The following is a 17591-nucleotide window of genomic DNA, read 5'->3' on the forward strand; positions in this document are numbered from 1 at the left end:
AGTCTAACGCTTGAAGAAACCGGCCGCTTCGCTCCGCTGTCATTCTTGCATCACCTGTCTGGAGTTTTTCGCATGACCGTTTCACCCGAGCCGCTTGCCGCCATTGCCGGCTATCACGCCCACATCTATTACGACGCCGCCAGCCTGCCGCAGGCGCTGGCCTTGTGCGAGCAAGCCGCGCAACGCTTTGCGCTGAGCGTGGGCCGCGCGCATCGGCAGCCGGTAGGTCCGCACCCGGACTGGAGCTGCCAGCTGGGCTTTGCGCCGGAAGTATTCGGCGAACTGGTTCCGTGGCTGGCGCTGCATCGGGCCGGCCTGGTCGTATTCATCCATCCGCTGACCGGCGACGAGCTGGCCGACCATCGCGATCATGCCATCTGGATGGGGGCAGTGCGGCCTTTGAACCTGGCGATCTTTGCCAGGGATGCAGAGAAGCTGGATCTTGAATAAGCTGGCCGGACCTGCCTTGCCGGGCAAGGCGGCCTGCCGCAAAAAAAATTGGAGACCTGTCATGCACAGCTTGCAGAAATTCGCGGGGGCAGCCCTGCTCGCCTGGCTGCCCTTGTCCGGCGCCAGCGCGGCGGCGCAACGCATCATTCCTATCGATCCGGCGCGCGCCGACAAGCCGGGTTTCATGGTGATCATCGACGAACCGGGACACTATCAGCTGGCCGGCAACATGAAGGTGGCCGACCCCAACACCACCGCAATCGAAATCAATGCCGATAACGTCACCATCGACCTGCATGGCTATGCGATCCAGGGGCCGACGCGCTGCCAGCAACTGCCTGCGCCCTGCTGGCCGCTCGGCGGCGGCAACGGCATCCACGCGGTGAACCGCAGCCATGTCGCGGTCAGGAACGGCATCGTCCAGGGCATGGGCAACTACGGCATCTACCTGGAGACCAATTCGGCCAGCCTGGATCATGTGGTGGTGTCGCGCAACGGCCGCGGCGGCGCGGTCATGTTTGGCGGCGCGATCAGCAACAGCGCCGCCGAGAACAATGGCGGCGACGGCATTTTCGGCATCGACCTCAAGGTCAGCCGCAACGCCATGCGCGGCAACCAGCATTTCGGGCTGGCCGCCTACGCCCAGTCCAGCTTCAGCAACAACCGCCTGAGCGCCAACAACGGCAATGCCGTGCAGACCAATCTCAAGTCCGCAGCGAACGCCGGCAATACCTGCAACGCCAGCGCCTGCCCTTGAGGTTTAACGCTTAACGGTCGACCCAGGCCATGCGCTCCTTGCTGTAACGCTCGCCGGCCACCTGCTGCAGTGCGCTCTCCAGCGCTTCGGTCTCGGCTGCCGTCAGGGTAACGTCGACGGCGTTCACGTTCTGTTCCAGGTAAGTGCGGCGCTTGGTGCCAGGAATCGGCACGATGTCGTCGCCTTGCTGCAGCACCCAGGCCAGCGCGACCTGGCCGGCGGTGGCGCCCTTGGTCGCGGCAATGCCGGCGACCACTTTGGCGGCGCGCATGTTGGCGTCGAAGTTCTCGCCTTGCAGGCGCGGATCGAGATGGCGGAAATCGCTGGCCGGATAGGTTTCGGCGCGCTGCGCGCTGCCGCTGAGGAAGCCGCGGCCAAGCGGACTGAAAGGCACCAGGCCGATGCCGAGCTCGCGCAGCACAGGCAGGATCTCGGCTTCCAGGTTGCGCTCCCAGAGCGAGTATTCGCTTTGCAGGGCGCTGATCGGGTGCACCGCGTGCGCCTTGCGGATATTGGCGACGCCGGCTTCCGACAATCCCAGGTAGCGCACCTTTCCCTCGCGCACCAGCTCAGCCATGACGCCGACCACCTCTTCGATCGGCACCGCCGGATCGACCCGGTGCTGGTACAGCAAGTCGATGTGGTCGGTGCCGAGACGGCGCAGCGAGCCTTCCACCGCGCGCCGGACATGGCCGAGTTCGCTGGTGATGCCGGTGGTGACGCCGTTCTCGATCTTGAAACCGAACTTAGTGGCCAGCACCACTTCATGCCGGCGGCCCTTGAAGACCCGCCCCAGCAGCTCTTCGTTGAGGTAGGGGCCGTATTGCTCGGCGGTGTCGAAGAAGTTGATGCCGAGTTCCAGCGCGTGTTCCAGGGTGGCGATGGATTCCTTTTCATCGGCGGCGCCATAGGCGGTGCTCATGCCCATGCAGCCCAGCCCCATGGCCGATACCGTCAGGCCGCCCGATCCCAGCTTGCGATGCTTGATGAGTTGCTCTTTCATTGTCTGCTCCGGAAAGTGTTGGGGCCGCCTAGGTGGGGCCGCCGAGACGCGCTCGGCGTGCTTGACCATGGCAAGCGCCGCAAGTTAGTATAAGCCATGCCCAAGCAATCCATCATCTGTTCCCGCCCCCAAGTCTGCGCACGCTGTTGTCGCACGACATCCCTGCATTGCGCCTGATTTTTTGCGTTTGATTTAGCCGGCGCCGGCTTGCCGTCACGGCATCGTTTCACATCACCCGTATTTTTAAATGAACTGCATGGAACTCCATCTATACGACAGCTGGGAGCGCCGCGTCCGCCGCTTCGACAGCATTGATCCCGGCCGCGCGGGCTTGTACTGCTGCGGGCCGACGGTGTACGACTACGCCCACATAGGCAACCTGCGCACCTACATTTTCGAGGACCTGCTGCGGCGCACGCTGGAGTTCAACGGCTACCAGGTGCAGCACGTGGTCAACATCACCGACGTCGGCCACCTGGTGTCGGACGGCGACGACGGCGAAGACAAGATGGAAAAAGGCAGCCGCCGCAGCGGCAAGAGCGCCTGGGACATCGCGGAATTTTATAGCGCGGCCTTCATGGAAGATTTCCGCGCGCTCAACCTGCTGCAGCCGGCGGTCTGGTGCCGCGCCACCGACTATCTGCCGCAGCAGATCGGTTTCATCCAGAGCCTGGAGCAGAAGGGCTATACCTACCGCACCGGCGACGGCATCTACTTCGATACCAGCAAGCAGGACGATTACGGCTATATGGCGCGGCTGGATCGCAGCGCCTTGCAGGCCGGAGCGCGGGTCGACATGGGAGAGAAGCGCAGCGTTACCGATTTCGCCCTGTGGAAATTCAGTCCGTCCGAGGCGCGCCGCCAGATGGAGTGGGACAGTCCCTGGGGGCGCGGCTTTCCCGGCTGGCACATCGAGTGCTCGGCGATGTCGGCCGCGCATCTCGGCAGCTTGTTCGACATCCATTGCGGCGGCGAGGATCACATCGCCGTCCATCACAGCAACGAGATCGCGCAGACCCAGGCTTGCCACGGCACCCGTCTGGCCAATTACTGGATGCATGGCTATTTCCTGCAGACCGGCAGTGAAAAGATGTCCAAGTCCGGCGGCGATTTCCTGCGCCTGCAGTCGCTGGTCGACCAGGGGTTCGATCCGCTCGCCTATCGCTACCTGTGCATGGCGGCGCATTATCGCAGCCAGCTGGAATTCAGCTGGGATGGCTTGCAGGCCGCGGCCACCGGCTTGCAACGCTTGAGAGAGGCTTACCATCGCTGGCCGCATGGCGGTGCGGCTGATGAGGCATGGATGCAGCGCTTCCGCGCCGAGATCAATAACGACCTCAATTTTTCGCGCGCGCTGGCGCTGGTGTGGGAGCTGGTGCGCAGCGACACCGATGCCGCCGGTTGCAAAGCGACCTTGCGAGCAATGGATGAAGTGCTGGGCCTGGACCTGGATGGCTGGCGTCCGGCCAGCGTCGCCATACCCGCAGCAGTAGCGCAGCTGGCCGCGCAACGCCAGGCCGCGCGCGCGGCGCGGCAATGGCAGGAAGCGGACCGCTTGCGCGAACAGATCCGGGCGCTCGGTTTCCTGGTGGAAGATACCGTCGCGGGGCCGGCGCTGAAGCCGGCCTTGGCAGGAGCGGCGCATGACAGCTAGCCTCGATGCCGGGCCGCTGCGGCTGTTCTATGCGCTGTGGCCGGATGAAGCAACCAGCCAGCGCCTGGCCCAGGTACAGGCGCTGGCGCCGGGGCGCGCCGTGCACCGCGACGATTTCCATATCACCCTGGCTTTCCTGGGAGAACAGCCGGCTGGCGTGCTGCCGTTGCTGGAACAGATACTGGAAAATTTACCGCAGGCCGCGATGACGCTGGTGCTGGACCGGCTCGCCTACTTTCGCCGTCACCGTATCGCGGCCTTGCAGATGAGCGCACCGCCGGCCGCGCTGCTCGACCTGCAGGCCGCGCTGGCGGCCGAGTTGCTGCGTTGCCGGATCGGCTTCGACCACCGCCGCCGTTTCCAGCCGCACATCACGCTGGCGCGCAATGCCGATGCGCCCGCCGATACGGTGCTGGCGCCGCCGCTCGTCTGGCAAGTCGGGCAAGGGCAAGCCGTGCTGGTGCAATCGGCGCCGACGGCAGCGGGCGCAAAATACCGGCTGCTGGCGACGCATTGACGTTGCGGCGCGCCGGTTCCCGTACCGCGCCAGAGAACGAGCGTTTCTATTTCGCGGTTGGCATGGTGAACTCGGCGCCCTTGGCGATGCTGTCCGGCCAGCGCTGCATGATGCTCTTGTAACGCGTATAGAAACGGATGCCTTCTTCGCCGTAAGCATGGTGATCGCCGAACAGCGAACGCTTCCAGCCGCCGAAGGAATGCCAGGCCATCGGCACCGGAATCGGCACGTTGATGCCGACCATGCCGACCTGGATCTGCCGCGCAAAGGCACGCGCCACGCCGCCGTCGCTGGTATAGCAAGCCACGCCGTTGCCGAATTCATGGGCATTGACCAGTTCCACGGCACCGGCCAGGTCCGGCACGCGCACCACCGCCAGCACCGGGCCGAAGATTTCTTCCTTGTAGATGGTCATTTCCGGCGTCACGTGGTCGAACAAGGTGCCGCCGACGAAAAAGCCGTTTTCATGGCCGGCAACCCGCAAGCCGCGGCCGTCGACCAGCAGCTTGGCGCCCTCTTCCACGCCTTTGGCGATGTAAGCCTCGACCTTGGCCTTGTGCGCGCCGGTGACCAGCGGGCCCATTTCGGAATCGGCCCGGTCGCCGTTGCCGATCTTGAGCGCGGCAGCGCGTTCCGCCAGCCGCTCGACCAGGCGGTCGGCGATATCGCCCACCGCCACCGCTACCGAAATCGCCATGCAGCGCTCGCCGGCGGAACCGTAGGCGGCGCCGATCAAGGCGTCGACCGCTTGTTCCAGGTCGGCATCCGGCATCACCACCAGATGGTTCTTGGCGCCGCCCAGCGCCTGCACGCGCTTTCCGCGGCGCGCGCCTTCGGTATAAATGTATTCTGCAATCGGGGTCGAGCCGACAAAGGAAACGGCTTGCACATCCGGATGCGCAAGCAAGGCATCCACCGCCAGCTTGTCGCCCTGGACCACGTTGAATACGCCGTCGGGCAAGCCAGCCTGCTTGAGCAGGTCGGCGATCAGCAGGCTGGCCGAAGGATCGCGTTCGGACGGTTTCAGGATGAAGCAATTGCCGCATGCCAGTGCCAGCGGGAACATCCACATCGGCACCATCACCGGGAAGTTGAACGGCGTGATGCCGGCCACCACGCCCAGCGGCTGGCGCAAGTTCCAGTTGTCGATGCCGCCGCCGATATTGTCGGTATGGCTGGTCTTGAGCAGATGCGGAATACCGCAGGCGAACTCCACCACCTCGATGCCGCGCACCACTTCGCCCTTGGCATCGGAAAACACCTTGCCGTGCTCGCGTGTGATCATGGCCGCCAGCTTGTCATGATTCTGCTCCAGCAGTTCCTTGAATTTGAACATGACTCGTGCGCGGCGCAGCGGCGACGTCTCCGACCAGGCCGGAAAAGCGGCGCGCGCGCTGGCGACGGCTTTATCCACTTCCTGCGCAGATGCCAGCGCAACCTGGGCGACCACCTCGCCGGTGGCAGGATTGAAGACGTCGGAATAACGCTCCGAGCGGCCGCTCACCGGTGCGCCTGAAATGAAATGATTAATTTGAGAAATGGTCATGGCTTGCCTCTGATTATTTGGTTTCATTGAGTGCTTCGCGCACTGTGCTGAAGATGCGTTCGATTTCTTCCGGCTGCACGATCAGCGGCGGCGAGAACGCCAGGATGTCGCCGGTATAGCGCACCATCACGCCCTTTTCGTAGCATTTGCGGAAGACCTCGTAGGCGCGCGCGCCGGGCGCGCCCGGCCGCGCTTCCAGTTCGATGCCGGCCACCAGGCCGAGGTTGCGGATATCCTTGACGTGCTGCGCGCCGGCCACGCCGTGCGCCGCCCTGCCGAACAGCGGCGACAACTCGCGCGCGCGCTCGAACAGGCGCTCGCTTTGATACAGGTCGATGGCGGCGATGGCGGCCGCGGCGGCTGCCGGATGGGCGGAATAGGTGTAGCCATGCATCAGTTCGATGCCGCCGACGGCGGTGGCTTGCACCACCGTATCGTGGATCTCGCGCTGCACCGCTACCGCGCCCATTGGAATGGCCGCGTTGTTGATGCCCTTGGCGAGCGTGATCAGGTCTGGCGTCACCTTGAAATATTCAGCCGCGGTGGCGGCGCCGAGGCGGCCGAAGCCGGTGATCACTTCATCGAAAATCAGCAGGATGCCGTGCTTGCTGCACAGCGCGCGCAAGCGTTCCAGGTAGCCTACCGGCGGCACCAGCACGCCGGTGGAGCCGGCCAGCGGTTCGACGATGACGGCGGCGATGGTGGAGGCGTCGTGCAGGGCCACCAGCCGTTCCAGTTCATCCGCCAGGTGCGCGCCCCAGGCCGGCTGGCCGTCGGTGAAGCCGGCTTCAGCGATGTTCAGGGTATGCGGCAAGTGGTCGACGCCTGGCATCAGGTTGCCGGAAAAAGCCTTGCGGTTGTTGCTGATGCCGCCTACCGAAATGCCGCCGAAGCCGACTCCGTGGTAGCCGCGCTCGCGGCCGATGAACCGGGTGCGCTGGCCTTCGCCGCGGGCGCGGTGGTAAGCCAGGGCGATCTTCAACGCGCTGTCGACCGCTTCCGAACCGGAATTGGTGAAAAAGATGCGGTCCAGCCCGGCCGGCATCAGTCCTGCCACCTTGCGCGCCGCGGCGAACGCCAGCGGATGGCCCATCTGGAAAGACGGCGCGTAGTCCATGCTGCCGATCTGGCGCGTGACGGCGGCGGTGATCTCGTCACGGCAATGGCCGGCGTTGACGCACCACAGGCCGGCGGTGGCGTCCAGCACCTGGCGGCCGTCGTCGGTCTGGTAATACATGCCCTTGGCGGATACGAACATCCGCGGCGCCTCCTTGAACTGGCGGTTGGCGGTGAATGGCATCCAGAATGCCGACAAGTCTTGTTCCGATTGATGTGTGTTCACGGCAGGCTGCTTTACGGTGGTTGGTAATGCGGCCGATTATTGCAGTTACAATCAGGATTCATAGATACACTTCACACAAATCGCTAAAAGTGTATTGTTGTGAATCCTGATCTGTACTGAATACACCAATGCCATGACCGATATGCCCAATGCCCTGCAACTTCCCCTGCCGCTGGAACGGCAAGCCGCGCTCGGCCTGGTGGAACAAGTGGTCGCCGCCCTCGGCGCCCTGATCGACAGCGGCAGGCTGCGTCCTGGCGAACGGCTGCCGTCGATCCGCCGGTTCGCCCGGCAGCAAGGCGTCAGCAACGCCACCATCGTCGAAGCCTACGAGCGGCTGGTGGCGAGCGGCATGCTGATCGCCCGGCGCGGCTCCGGCTTCTTCATCGCCAAGCGCGAAGCGGCGCAGCGCAGCGGCATGCCGGCGGTCCGGCCCAATCCGGTGATCGATTCGGCCTGGCTGTTTTCGGAAGTGTTTGCCGACGAACGGGTGCCGATCAAGGCCGGCTGCGGCTGGCTGCCCAGCAGCATGCTGGACGGCGAGGGTTTGCACGCGGCGGAGCGGCGCATCATCCGCTCGCCCGGGGCGCAGCAGGTCGGCTACGGCCATCCCTTCGGCTACGGGCCGCTGCGGCAAACCATCGCCAAGTCCTTCGCCAACTGGTCGCTCGATATCGCGCCGCACCAGGTGGTCACCACCCACGGCGTGACGCAGGCGCTGGATCTGATCATGCGCACCCTGGTCAAGCCGGGCGACACGGTCTTCATCGAAGAACCCGGCTACTGCAACCTGATCGCCATGCTGCGGCTGGCGTCCATCAATGTGATCGGCGTGCCGCGCACCGTCAGCGGCGTCGACCTGGAAGCGCTGGAGCAACTGGCGGCGCTGCACCGGCCGAAGATTTTCTTCACCAATCCGGTGTTGCAGAATCCGACCGGCACCAGCTACACCCCGGCCTGCGCGATGCGCGTGCTGCAGGCCGCCGAGCGTCACGGTTTCTGGGTGGTGGAAGACGATCTCTACCGCGAACTGGCGCAAGCCACCGATCCGATGCTGGCGGCGCTGGACGGCTTGCGCCGCGTGATCTACGTCAGCGGCTTTTCCAAGACCATCGCGCCCTCTCTGCGGCTGGGCTTCATCGTTTGCCAGAGCGAACTGGCGCAGGAGCTGGCGCGCACCAAGATGGTCCTGACCCTGACCAATTCAGAAATCACCGAACGGCTGGTCTACAACGCCCTGACCGAAGGCCATCACCGGCGCCACGTCGAGCGCCTGGCCGGCGCCTTGCTGACTGCGCAGGCGCAGGTCAGCGCCAGGCTGGAAGACGCCGGTTTGCTGCCGTTCGGGCCCTTGCGCGGCGGCATGTTTTATTGGGCCAGGATGCAGGACAGCACGCTGAGCGCCACGGAAATTGCCGACCAGGCGCTGGCGCAGGGCATCTGGCTGGCGCCGGGAGAGTTTTTCCACGTAGCGCCGCCGCCGCATCCGTGGTTTCGTTTCAATGTTGCGTTTTCGGACCTGCCCAAGCTGTCCGATTTCTTCCGTAAATTAAGTTGAAATTCTTGCTCCCTGGCAGAAATAAGCCCACACACTCGTCACGAGGTGTGGGTTTTTCATTGGTGCGCCAGATAGATGGATATAGACGCTTTCCCCCGCGAGCTAAAAATTGTCGGTCCACGGCGTGAAGATGGTTCGATTCTGCCATCAGAGTTTGCAAGAGATCCTGACCGAGGCATTGGCAGACTTACGTTAGTAATTAGTCCAGGCGCATCTGAAGTCCGATCATTATGGACGGTGCTCGATTACACAACGGATGAAGTTGCGGCTGAAGTTCTATGTTTACGAGCGGGCTGCAATGATCAATGGCTTGGTGTCTGGCTGGGAGAAATAAATTTTATTTGCTCTATGGCTGAGAAATAGCGGCATGGGCTGATGCAAATCAATTGGACGGCCTCGCCTGGACGGCATTACCATCAAAATTCAACGCGAAAAATTTTACAAGCCCCTTCCCCCCAGAAGAGGCTATCGCATATCTCAAATTTCTCTCACCGCAAAATTTTATCTTGGCTAAAGGGTATGTGCGGCGAGCCCCGCGGCAAATCCGAACACCGTTTCGAGTGGCGTTCGAGAAAGAATTTGGACGGTTGCCGTATATTTAAACGCCCACGTATAGTTGACTTTGATTCAGCGATTGAAGCGATCCGTTAACTAACTCTGATCAGGAACTTCCACTGCGAGTTCAAGTTGTATCGATTCGATGGACTCCGTGCTAATGGCCGCGACACATTTGAATGCCTGTGTTTGCAATTCCGCCAAGCGCATCCTCAACTCTTCACTGCGCTCAAGACTGCTCCTTGCATAGTTGCGACGCTTCAACGTCTTTAAATTCAACTTGATGATGAAAATTGAAGACATTACAGCAGACATGGCTGCGCTGATAGCCACGCCAGAGTCCCCTCGGACCGCATGCCACCCGTTTTCGAACATTGCAATACCTTGCGTCATTAGCCGCACCGAGAGATCTCCCACCTCAAAGGTATAGTTTGTAGCAACTTCCAGCAGATCCAGAGATTCTTTGGCGAGTTTGGTTTTTTGGGCCTGATCTGTTGCCTCATCACGTGCAATTCGAAGTCCAACAACCTTGTCGAAGTCTTTAGCATCTTGCTCAAACAGATGTCTAAGTTTTGGCTCAATTTCATCTTTGATGATCGCTACAATCTGACCAAAATCGCGAAGATATTTTTGACATTCAGGTTTTCTTGCGCTGATCTCACATACGGTCGTAATCATTTTTGCCGCCAGAAGTGCCAAGAGAGCTGCCGCACTTCCAGAACCTGGCGAGGCGTGACCCGCTCCGAAGTCGTTCAGCAATTGTCCCGCCGGGCGTGCTAAAAGTTCGTTATTGAATGCCTCTTCGTTCTCTTCCACAGTTCCCCCAATTAATTAGATCTATTCTGTCCAATTTTCAAAATTGATTTTAGTATCAACTGTCGGTGCTATCTAATGCAGGTGACTCCTATATTCCGTAAACAACGCTGCTGGAGAGAATCTCAAAAATCGGACGGCAACGAACCTTCTACAACCGAACTATCTAAATCCAAGAATAAACGAAGTGCCCTCTTTGACGGAGTGTCACCTTGAAGTACTTCTTCGACGTTCTTTCGAAGCACTTCTTCGTGCTCCTTCATTAATTTAAGTCTGCCTACTCTAATGGCAAGTGCAAACTCGAGCGCGGCCTCACCTTGAGGGTGATCATGTTGAGAAAATATCTTGATGAGAAAATCTAAAATATACTGACTCGCTACCCGCTCAGATGAATAGTCCAGTTCTCCACGATGTGCTGCGCGCAACAGAGAGGCCTGTATGGCACCGTCGTTGTAACGAGAAAAATTTTCTGGATCAAGAATGACTTGTTGAAAAGCGTCCGACGCCAAACGATTCTCAACAGCGTCGAATTTGGATTCTCGTGCGTGCTGAAGAATTGCAGCGATCGTAGCAAATAAGGCCGGTACATGAGATTCTTCATCGTTATATTCGAACTGCCAGAAAGCAAAGTCTGGACGAAGTTTTAGATTGTCAGTGAGGTTAGGTCCTGTCGGCAAAAACGTATTGTCATTGAACCCGGTCCGATTACCCGGCAGAATTCCCTTTCTCGCGGTTATTAAATCGCCGAGTGCATCGGTTGGAAAATTGGCTACGAAATCATGTTCCTCGACGTACGAGTCTCCTAATCCGACTCCTATAGCCAAGCTAGAAAATGTTTCGATAAGTATCTGAGCTTTGGTGGCAGAATATTCTAGATTGCGATTGAGAGCGATAATTTGGGCTCTAGTCTCGGCAACTTGTGCGCCGATTACGTAAGTTCTTGCCCCCGCGTGCAAAGCACGCAGATCACGGCTAATCGACAATAATTTTGAGCCTCGGCCAACAACTGCAGCAACAATCAATAGTGCTTTGGATGTATCAAGTTGTACGTTAGATAGTTCTAAATTTTCTTGAGAAATTATTGGCAGTCGATTTTCCGATGCCGTAATTTCTTTTATGTAGTTCGCACATTTATTGGCAATTTCAAGTGAAGCACAATCGTCCTGATGTACGATCGCTTGAACTGATAAAGCTGTTTTTTGTTCTATGATTTTTCTTAGAAATATGGAAAATTTTTTGTCATTCACAAGTGCGCTACCGTCCACAAATATGGGGCGTATTTTTGCAGTCGGGATTTCCCCTCTGCTTGATACCAAGACTTTATTGGAGCCGGTAAATATCTCCGAAAACTGGGCTGCTGACGAAACCGCGTGAACCTTACTTTTCAGGAGAATTTTTTTAGGTTGCATCTCTTCCGGCACAAATCGTTCACCCGCCATACGCAAATCTTTTAGAACGCCGGCAGTTTCTTTGTGTTTAGATTTATCGCTAAGTGGAGGCGGGAGAGTGAATAAGGCATTCTCCGCATCGGTTACCCCATGTAAGGTCAGAAAGGTGACTACTTCAGCGGGATGGCAATGTGTTTTCTCTTTCCAGATTCGCTCCAACTTCATCGATGACGAGGCGGAAATCAGGCAGAATGAGGTCCCGTATAGTGGCATCTCCAAATCGGCCAATCCGTTGTGTGAGTGAAAGCTGACCACCCTCGGATTCTCACATTCAAATAGATTTCGATACATCTCACGCAATGCATATGCAACAGACGCTATTGCCATAGAATCTATGTAAATTACATCAACGCGGTTTCCTAATAATGTATCGCGCTGACTGACTCTCGAAAGAAGAGAAAAACTAAGAAACTGTACCCCTTCGATCTCCGTCAATGCCTCTTCCGCACGAAGAAAGTGCGTCGATCTATCTCCAGATGGTTTGACAAATGTAAATCCGGGAGGTGCCGTTACCGAAATATGCGGCGAAGAAAAGAGCTCTCGTAAACCTGCCTTCGTGATGGAGTTCGAATGTTTAGCGATGATTTGCTTTACTTGCGGGATTTCATTTCTAATAAACTTGGAGAGGCGGATTACGCCGCGACCGTCGTAGGTACAAACGCATAAGCCAATTTTTTTGGACGTGCGGTTCGCAGCCTGATTCAATACAATAGATGAAAAGGCCTCTCGTATCTCTTTTAGCTCCGACTGAATGCAAACAATCGCGATCACATCTGGAAACAATACGGCATTCACACTGAGCTCAATCGCGTCGGCTAAATCGCCTTCGTTTAACACACCTGGTGATTTGAATAGAAAACGGAAATTCCGTCGCTCGAAACTTGAATTCTCCGCTACCCAATCGAAAGAAAAATATCCTTTCATGTGTCACCCCGGGACAACGGAATAATAATTGAGTAGGCAGCACCGGCCGCCAGCGCAAGCTCGGGCCTATCTTTCATCCAGTGGCGGGGGTCAAATTTTTTCGATCGTAACGCCGAAAAGTCCTGAACAAGACACACACGTCCAGTACGCAGTTTTAGGAAGGCGTTTAGCTCAGCCAAAACACCGATTACCAAATCAAGGCCATGTCCACTTCCTTGGGAATCTTTGGTCGAGGCGTGTTGTTCAAAACACTTTTTGACAAAGTTTACTTCTTCTTCGATGGAGAGCTGCTCAATACTAGTTCCATGGGAATTTTTTGAAATCCACCGCCGAACTAAGCCTGGTCCGGTGTCGAATACCGTTAACTCTAAAAAATACGTCTCGGCGCTCGCTCTCCCGCGTCCCTCTTCATCGGGAAATAGTCTTTTATTAGCAATATTTCTTAGCATGAATAAATTTTGTGAAACGTCATGCACATCTGAGGCCGTGCGGGCATTCGAATCATTAATGGAAACAAATTTAGCCATAATTCCACGGATGTTTCGTGTATACGAATTTCCGATCTCGTCAGTTTGAGCATGCTCGTCTGTATTCCGAAACAGCTCGTACAGCAAATTTGCAATTGAGCTCAAGCGCCGGTTCGTAAGGGCACGTTTTGCAGATGGGGCGCATGCGACGATTATCTGCTCGGTTAGAGTGATGAAGTCTTCCCTGCGTCGAAGTGTCCCTACTCGTCCCTTCGAATAGAGCGGAAGGAGATATTCATTTTTGGCTGCCGAAAAGCAAGCCAAAAAGACCCCGCGACCATGCATAGTTTCTCGGTAGCTACTTGCTTGCATAGCTTGAATATACGGAATTACAAAACGTAATCCATCGCGTGATGCAAGCTTTTGATTGGTACTGTCGAGAAGGCTTGGCGCAAAATACAGTGCTGCCATACCATGTGGCTCTTGTGCCAAGGCCTTCAACGAAACGTCGGTGTTCGGGGACGGATACAGCTTGAGTGTAGGCGGGAAAAGCTGGCGGGACCAGTTGGCAAGGTACTGTACCAGGGAGACAGGAACACCAAAACCACCTCCATATTTCAGAGATGTTGGGATGCGTAAGAGACCGGCCTCGGGAGTATCTATTACCTCATACAGATCTTCTATCTCCGAGAAGGTTATTGCCTGTTTAACCGAAATCATATTTTTCCAACGCCACTTAACCTGGCTTTTGAGTGTCCTACTATTGTTATTTAGCCGAAATTGAATTCGCGATTTGGCCCTTGCGCTACATGTCCCCAGATTTTATTTGGAAATGGGTGTCGACTGAAAAAGACGAGATGGTATAGAGGACGATTTCCATCATCGCGGACGAGCGGGATTCGCTGACTAATCGTAAAACCCAAATTTTTCACTAATTCACACCAATAATCGAAAAATATCTCATCAGCGTCTCCACGTACAAAGGCCTCAGGATCAATATGGTCGCGCCAGCCTGGCGCTGTCTGATCAAAACGTGCTCGCTCGGAGTTATATTCCATCAGCACGTTACGCCTTAAATCCATGGTACTAAAATGCACAGCAAAATCGACACGGCTGAGTTGCGCAAGTTTTTCGATAATGTTGAAACTGAGATATTGAAGATTGTACGGATCTAGATACGCGAGACAGAGCGCGTTCCCAGGAACTGCTCGTATGATTTCGTTGACCGTATCCTCCGCGGCACCAACAAAAGCCCGCGCCGGCGCGCCAAACGCACGTAGACGCTCAACACAGGCATTTGCTCGAACAGGATCTAGATCTCCTACCAAACAAGACGTGAAGGATGCATTAGCAAGATGTGAATGCTGCCATGCGATCAAAGCCCCTCCGTGCCTGGTTGTGGTCTCCTCTTTGACTTGCACGCGTCCGGGGCCGCAAAATAGATCAATATAGATTCTTTGCGAATATTTCTTCCGAGCTTGACGCGTTCCTTCTATATATTTGGCCAGAAATGTATGTTTCATTTCTGGAACCCAGCGACCGACGCCTTCACCGCTCTTCCCTGACTCAACTGAAAGGTTCGGTAACGGATCTGGATCGTGTGCCAGCAAGAAAGTCATGAAGTACCTTGCGCGAGCGAAGGGAAAAGCCTTGTTTGAGGATTTTTTTCAACTACGTCGGTGTCTTGCATATATCTGGCATGTTTGCGAGGCTTGCCGTCTGCCGATACGATGATGATGTCGCGCTCACCTACCAATGTCTCTAAAGCATGGTTGTACATTCCCGCGGTTGCAGGCGAGGTATTGCATGTGGAGGAAAAAATTTCTCCGATACGAGTTGGTTGCGTTAATGTGAATATGTTTTGCGCAAGCTGCACAATGAGTGCTTCATGGGATTGATCTCGAGCTACATCGTCGAATTGAAAGCCACCAGTAAATTCCTGTCTAAATCCCATCAAATGAGGGGCCAACATATTCAGGCCGGCGCCGCCGTAGTGCACAAAATGATTTTGGTGCTGCCAATGGACCTGCTTCATGACATCTTGTGCACGATGGTGCTGAGATAAATGCACAAGCCAATACTCTCCATGCCCACTACCTTGCCCGCGTATGAAGAATGGCGTAAAAAATTGCGCGCCACAGTTTTTTACGAGAGCTTGATAAAGTGCCCCCTGAATAAAACGTCTCCAATCTGCATCATTATTTTTTATGTCTTCAATAGATTGACCGCCGAGGGCAGCACGAATATCAATAGCTAACGTGTTGCTAATTTGGTCCACGAATTCGTCGTTCATGTAGGTCGCAAATGACGACACATGGAATGTCAACACGATTTCACTGTGCGGAAGCTCTTGGAATATCGTCCGTATTAGCGTTGCAGGGACATCCTTATACCCGTACTGATCCAAAAAAAACAGTGCGGTCGGCGAGCGAGGAGTATGACGCTTTACGAGCACCATGGCCGCGGGAAAGGCTGTGGAAAACTCATCACGCATAAGATGAATTGAATGTCCGAGTTTAGCACCGTGCCCACGTTCAGTTAGAATCTTGGCCAAGTGCGTAATCGCATTGACATCCTTATCGATGAAGATGTACTGAACATCTAAATCTAGCGGTTTGATACGTCCGTGATTGACGCGAACCCGAGCTTCTTCCACTGCGGCAAGCATACGTAACGGCGAACCGAGCGCTTCTTGACTGGTTCCTCGTACTTTGTAGAGCCCACCACCGCAAAAACCATCGACCAGCGTGATGCGAAAGCGCTCACGACCACGCGCGTTGAGCGTTCTTTGTTCGAAGTAGCGACATAGGTAACCTACCAATACGTCATGTTTTGTCAGGCTGTGGGCTTCTAACTCTGCAGGCCCATCCGTCCAATCATAGTGCTTCTTCGCCAAGGAGAGCCTTTCAAGAAGACGTCAACAGCAATCTAAGTGATATTGGATATTTTTGGAAACTGGTTCCACTGCCGACCTTCAAGCGTACGGCCTGCTTTTCCTTTTCCGACGGCCGCTAATTTGACTTCTGTGCCGTCGTGACGCACTACATGAATTAAAGTCCGTCTAGTTATCACATCGCTAGCTTGTTCAAGCGGTGCCCAGTGCCCCCACTGTTTGAAATGAAAGGCGACACCCGCTGCACTGCACTGTTTCCGTAGGTCATCCGGCCAATGCGGAGCCATAGGCCGAGATCCAGGACCGGATTCACCACCCGCAATAACCCAATCAACTCGGGTACCCAGTGGACCGCGTTCGAGATGCTCACGTAAATCTAGCGGGCCCAACAAAGGTTCGCATGATAAAAATCGTACAGCTGGTGTAGTGAACTCCAATAGATGTTTAATTCGCTTGCCGGCAGCGGCCTGATTTTCTACTGTTGCACCAAGCCAGACGTTCTTGGGGAGCTCAAATCCTTTTGGGAGTTGCTTACGAACCAAGTGAATGCGCTTTGTTAGCAGCAACCAATCTAAATGCGGAGTCTGAAGAATGAGTTTGAAAAGACGCAGGCGATGTGGTGCTAAATCCTTGCGATTCTCGAAGACGTCGGCCATGGACGCGCAAAACACTCGTTTGCGTACCCCTTTGGCCTTTGCTTCTGCATCCCACTTCAGTGGTTGGCTCCAGTGTGCGTCGCCGAAGAGTCTTCGCTCTGATTTCGCGCCCCATACATCCTCACCCAAGCGTTTGGCCCAGGTCTCCGCATAACAATGATCACATGCGGCGGACACCCGGACACAGCCCCACCATGGGTTAAAAGTATGATGCGTCCACTCTATGCTTGTGTCTTTGCCCATGATCGATATCTGGCGAAGGAAGTCCCTATTGTACTGTTATTTGTCTAATGGCAACAATGTCAATGCACGCACCTACGCTATGGGTAAATATCTCTTGGGAAGCACTGCTGCTCACGTTATTCAAACAAAAGGGATCGTTATCCTCAGGTGGGGCGTTCAGGCGCTATAGGTTAGGTAGTCTGTTGGGGGAGAGACGACGCTGTTGTGCCGCGCAGAAAACACAAAACCCGCGCACTCGTTACGAGGCGCGGGTTTTGTCATTTACCGCCGATTCCCGAAGGATCGCTGACAGACGATCAGTTGCCGTTATTTGCATCGACCGGATATTGGCCGTTGGAGAAAACCAGTTGGCCGGAGCTGCGCGCTTGCGCCAGTTCTTGCTGGACTTCGGCACGGGTCTTGGTGGATGCAATGGAAGGAGCGACGAACTGCGGATATTGCGAACCGGCGAAATCGAGCTCGCCGGCAGCGCGCGCTTTTGCCAGTTCGGCCTGCACTTCGGCACGGGTTTTGCCCGGAACGTTGCTGGCGGCGACAGGCAGGTACACCGGATATTGCGAGTTGGCGAAATTGAGTTCGCCGGCGGCGCGGGCGCGGACCAGTTCGGCCTGGACCTGGGCGCGGGTCAGCGGAGCGGTGTTGTCGGCTGCAAATGCAGGAGCGGAAACGATTGCGGTCAGGGCCAGTGCGGCGATCAGATTGGTTTTCATGATGAATGCTTTCTTGTTTGAGTTGATAACAAAGTGTCAAATACAGTGGCCATGC

Annotated in this window: 15 protein-coding genes; 5 read left to right on the forward strand and 10 right to left on the reverse strand. The window is 56.3% G+C overall.

The window, feature by feature from the left end; translation table 11 throughout:
* Window positions 1-72: 72 nt before the first annotated feature.
* Both KHU30_RS11305 and KHU30_RS11310 read left to right on the forward strand, forming a co-directional pair.
* Window positions 73-450 (forward strand): DOPA 4,5-dioxygenase family protein, encoded by a 378-nt coding sequence (locus KHU30_RS11305; protein ID WP_211442727.1) that lies wholly within the window; start codon window positions 73-75, stop codon window positions 448-450.
* Between the two features lie 61 nt (window positions 451-511).
* On the forward strand, window positions 512-1207 hold the full coding sequence (locus KHU30_RS11310) for a right-handed parallel beta-helix repeat-containing protein (RefSeq protein ID WP_211442728.1): 696 nt from the start codon (window positions 512-514) through the stop codon (window positions 1205-1207).
* A 10-nt stretch (window positions 1208-1217) separates the two neighbouring features.
* On the opposite strand, the gene KHU30_RS11315 is transcribed toward KHU30_RS11310, so the two are convergent.
* Window positions 1218-2210, reverse strand: coding sequence for an aldo/keto reductase (locus KHU30_RS11315; RefSeq protein WP_211442729.1), 993 nt, complete (start codon window positions 2208-2210; stop codon window positions 1218-1220).
* Window positions 2211-2466: 256 nt separating this feature from the next.
* Here KHU30_RS11315 and cysS point away from each other — a divergent pair, with 256 nt between their 5' ends.
* Together cysS and thpR are read left to right on the forward strand one after the other, a co-directional pair.
* Window positions 2467-3864, forward strand: coding sequence for a cysteine--tRNA ligase (gene cysS, locus KHU30_RS11320; RefSeq protein WP_211442730.1), 1398 nt, complete (start codon window positions 2467-2469; stop codon window positions 3862-3864).
* Complete coding sequence (gene thpR, locus KHU30_RS11325) at window positions 3854-4381, forward strand: RNA 2',3'-cyclic phosphodiesterase (RefSeq protein ID WP_211442731.1); 528 nt, start codon at window positions 3854-3856, stop codon at window positions 4379-4381. The genes cysS and thpR overlap by 11 nt, the downstream gene beginning before the upstream one ends.
* 46 nt (window positions 4382-4427) lie before the next feature.
* On the opposite strand, the gene KHU30_RS11330 is transcribed toward thpR, so the two are convergent.
* Together KHU30_RS11330 and KHU30_RS11335 are read right to left on the reverse strand one after the other, a co-directional pair.
* Window positions 4428-5927 carry a CoA-acylating methylmalonate-semialdehyde dehydrogenase gene (locus KHU30_RS11330; protein WP_211442732.1) on the reverse strand — a complete coding sequence of 500 codons (1500 nt, stop codon included), beginning with the start codon at window positions 5925-5927 and terminating at the stop codon, window positions 4428-4430.
* Between the two features lie 13 nt (window positions 5928-5940).
* Window positions 5941-7227, reverse strand: coding sequence for an aspartate aminotransferase family protein (locus KHU30_RS11335; protein ID WP_211442816.1), 1287 nt, complete (start codon window positions 7225-7227; stop codon window positions 5941-5943).
* A 175-nt stretch (window positions 7228-7402) separates the two neighbouring features.
* Here KHU30_RS11335 and KHU30_RS11340 point away from each other — a divergent pair, with 175 nt between their 5' ends.
* Window positions 7403-8827, forward strand: a complete 1425-nt coding sequence (locus tag KHU30_RS11340) for an aminotransferase-like domain-containing protein (protein WP_407928059.1) — start codon at window positions 7403-7405, stop codon at window positions 8825-8827.
* A 651-nt stretch (window positions 8828-9478) separates the two neighbouring features.
* On the opposite strand, the gene KHU30_RS11345 is transcribed toward KHU30_RS11340, so the two are convergent.
* From KHU30_RS11345 to KHU30_RS11375, 7 genes are all read right to left on the reverse strand, one after another.
* Window positions 9479-10198: a cyclodeaminase/cyclohydrolase family protein gene (locus KHU30_RS11345; RefSeq protein ID WP_211442733.1), complete on the reverse strand. Its 720-nt coding sequence runs from the start codon at window positions 10196-10198 to the stop codon at window positions 9479-9481.
* A gap of 122 nt (window positions 10199-10320) precedes the next feature.
* Window positions 10321-12567 (reverse strand): hypothetical protein, encoded by a 2247-nt coding sequence (locus KHU30_RS11350; protein WP_211442734.1) that lies wholly within the window; start codon window positions 12565-12567, stop codon window positions 10321-10323.
* Window positions 12564-13754, reverse strand: coding sequence for a hypothetical protein (locus KHU30_RS11355; protein ID WP_211442735.1), 1191 nt, complete (start codon window positions 13752-13754; stop codon window positions 12564-12566). Before KHU30_RS11355 ends, KHU30_RS11350 begins: the two co-directional genes overlap by 4 nt.
* Before the next feature lie 50 nt (window positions 13755-13804).
* Window positions 13805-14653 (reverse strand): three-Cys-motif partner protein TcmP, encoded by an 849-nt coding sequence (locus tag KHU30_RS11360; protein ID WP_211442736.1) that lies wholly within the window; start codon window positions 14651-14653, stop codon window positions 13805-13807.
* The gene (locus KHU30_RS11365; RefSeq protein WP_211442737.1) at window positions 14650-15930 is read right to left on the reverse strand and encodes a three-Cys-motif partner protein TcmP; all 1281 of its coding nucleotides are present in this window, start codon (window positions 15928-15930) and stop codon (window positions 14650-14652) included. The genes KHU30_RS11360 and KHU30_RS11365 overlap by 4 nt, the downstream gene beginning before the upstream one ends.
* A gap of 32 nt (window positions 15931-15962) precedes the next feature.
* A complete protein-coding gene (locus tag KHU30_RS11370) occupies window positions 15963-16826 on the reverse strand; it encodes a DUF5131 family protein (RefSeq protein ID WP_211442738.1) in 864 nt (287 codons plus the stop codon).
* A 296-nt stretch (window positions 16827-17122) separates the two neighbouring features.
* Complete coding sequence (locus KHU30_RS11375; RefSeq protein WP_211442739.1) at window positions 17123-17536, reverse strand: DUF4148 domain-containing protein; 414 nt, start codon at window positions 17534-17536, stop codon at window positions 17123-17125.
* Window positions 17537-17591 lie beyond the last annotated feature (55 nt).

Source organism: Collimonas humicola (genome assembly GCF_018304945.1).
Classification (GTDB): domain Bacteria; phylum Pseudomonadota; class Gammaproteobacteria; order Burkholderiales; family Burkholderiaceae_D; genus Collimonas; species Collimonas humicola.

Bases quoted from the DNA above. Each gene is read 5' to 3' on its own strand.
- KHU30_RS11305 (WP_211442727.1), top strand. From the start codon at position 73: ATGACCGTTTCACCCGAGCCGCTTGCCGCCATTGCCGGCTATCACGCC.
- KHU30_RS11310 (WP_211442728.1), top strand. From the start codon at position 512: ATGCACAGCTTGCAGAAATTCGCGGGGGCAGCCCTGCTCGCCTGGCTG.
- KHU30_RS11315 (WP_211442729.1), bottom strand. From the start codon at position 2,210: ATGAAAGAGCAACTCATCAAGCATCGCAAGCTGGGATCGGGCGGCCTG.
- cysS (WP_211442730.1), top strand. From the start codon at position 2,467: ATGGAACTCCATCTATACGACAGCTGGGAGCGCCGCGTCCGCCGCTTC.
- thpR (WP_211442731.1), top strand. From the start codon at position 3,854: ATGACAGCTAGCCTCGATGCCGGGCCGCTGCGGCTGTTCTATGCGCTG.
- KHU30_RS11330 (WP_211442732.1), bottom strand. From the start codon at position 5,927: ATGACCATTTCTCAAATTAATCATTTCATTTCAGGCGCACCGGTGAGC.
- KHU30_RS11335 (WP_211442816.1), bottom strand. From the start codon at position 7,227: ATGCCATTCACCGCCAACCGCCAGTTCAAGGAGGCGCCGCGGATGTTC.
- KHU30_RS11340 (WP_407928059.1), top strand. From the start codon at position 7,403: ATGACCGATATGCCCAATGCCCTGCAACTTCCCCTGCCGCTGGAACGG.
- KHU30_RS11350 (WP_211442734.1), bottom strand. From the start codon at position 12,567: ATGAAAGGATATTTTTCTTTCGATTGGGTAGCGGAGAATTCAAGTTTC.
- KHU30_RS11355 (WP_211442735.1), bottom strand. From the start codon at position 13,754: ATGATTTCGGTTAAACAGGCAATAACCTTCTCGGAGATAGAAGATCTG.
- KHU30_RS11360 (WP_211442736.1), bottom strand. From the start codon at position 14,653: ATGACTTTCTTGCTGGCACACGATCCAGATCCGTTACCGAACCTTTCA.
- KHU30_RS11370 (WP_211442738.1), bottom strand. From the start codon at position 16,826: ATGGGCAAAGACACAAGCATAGAGTGGACGCATCATACTTTTAACCCA.
- KHU30_RS11375 (WP_211442739.1), bottom strand. From the start codon at position 17,536: ATGAAAACCAATCTGATCGCCGCACTGGCCCTGACCGCAATCGTTTCC.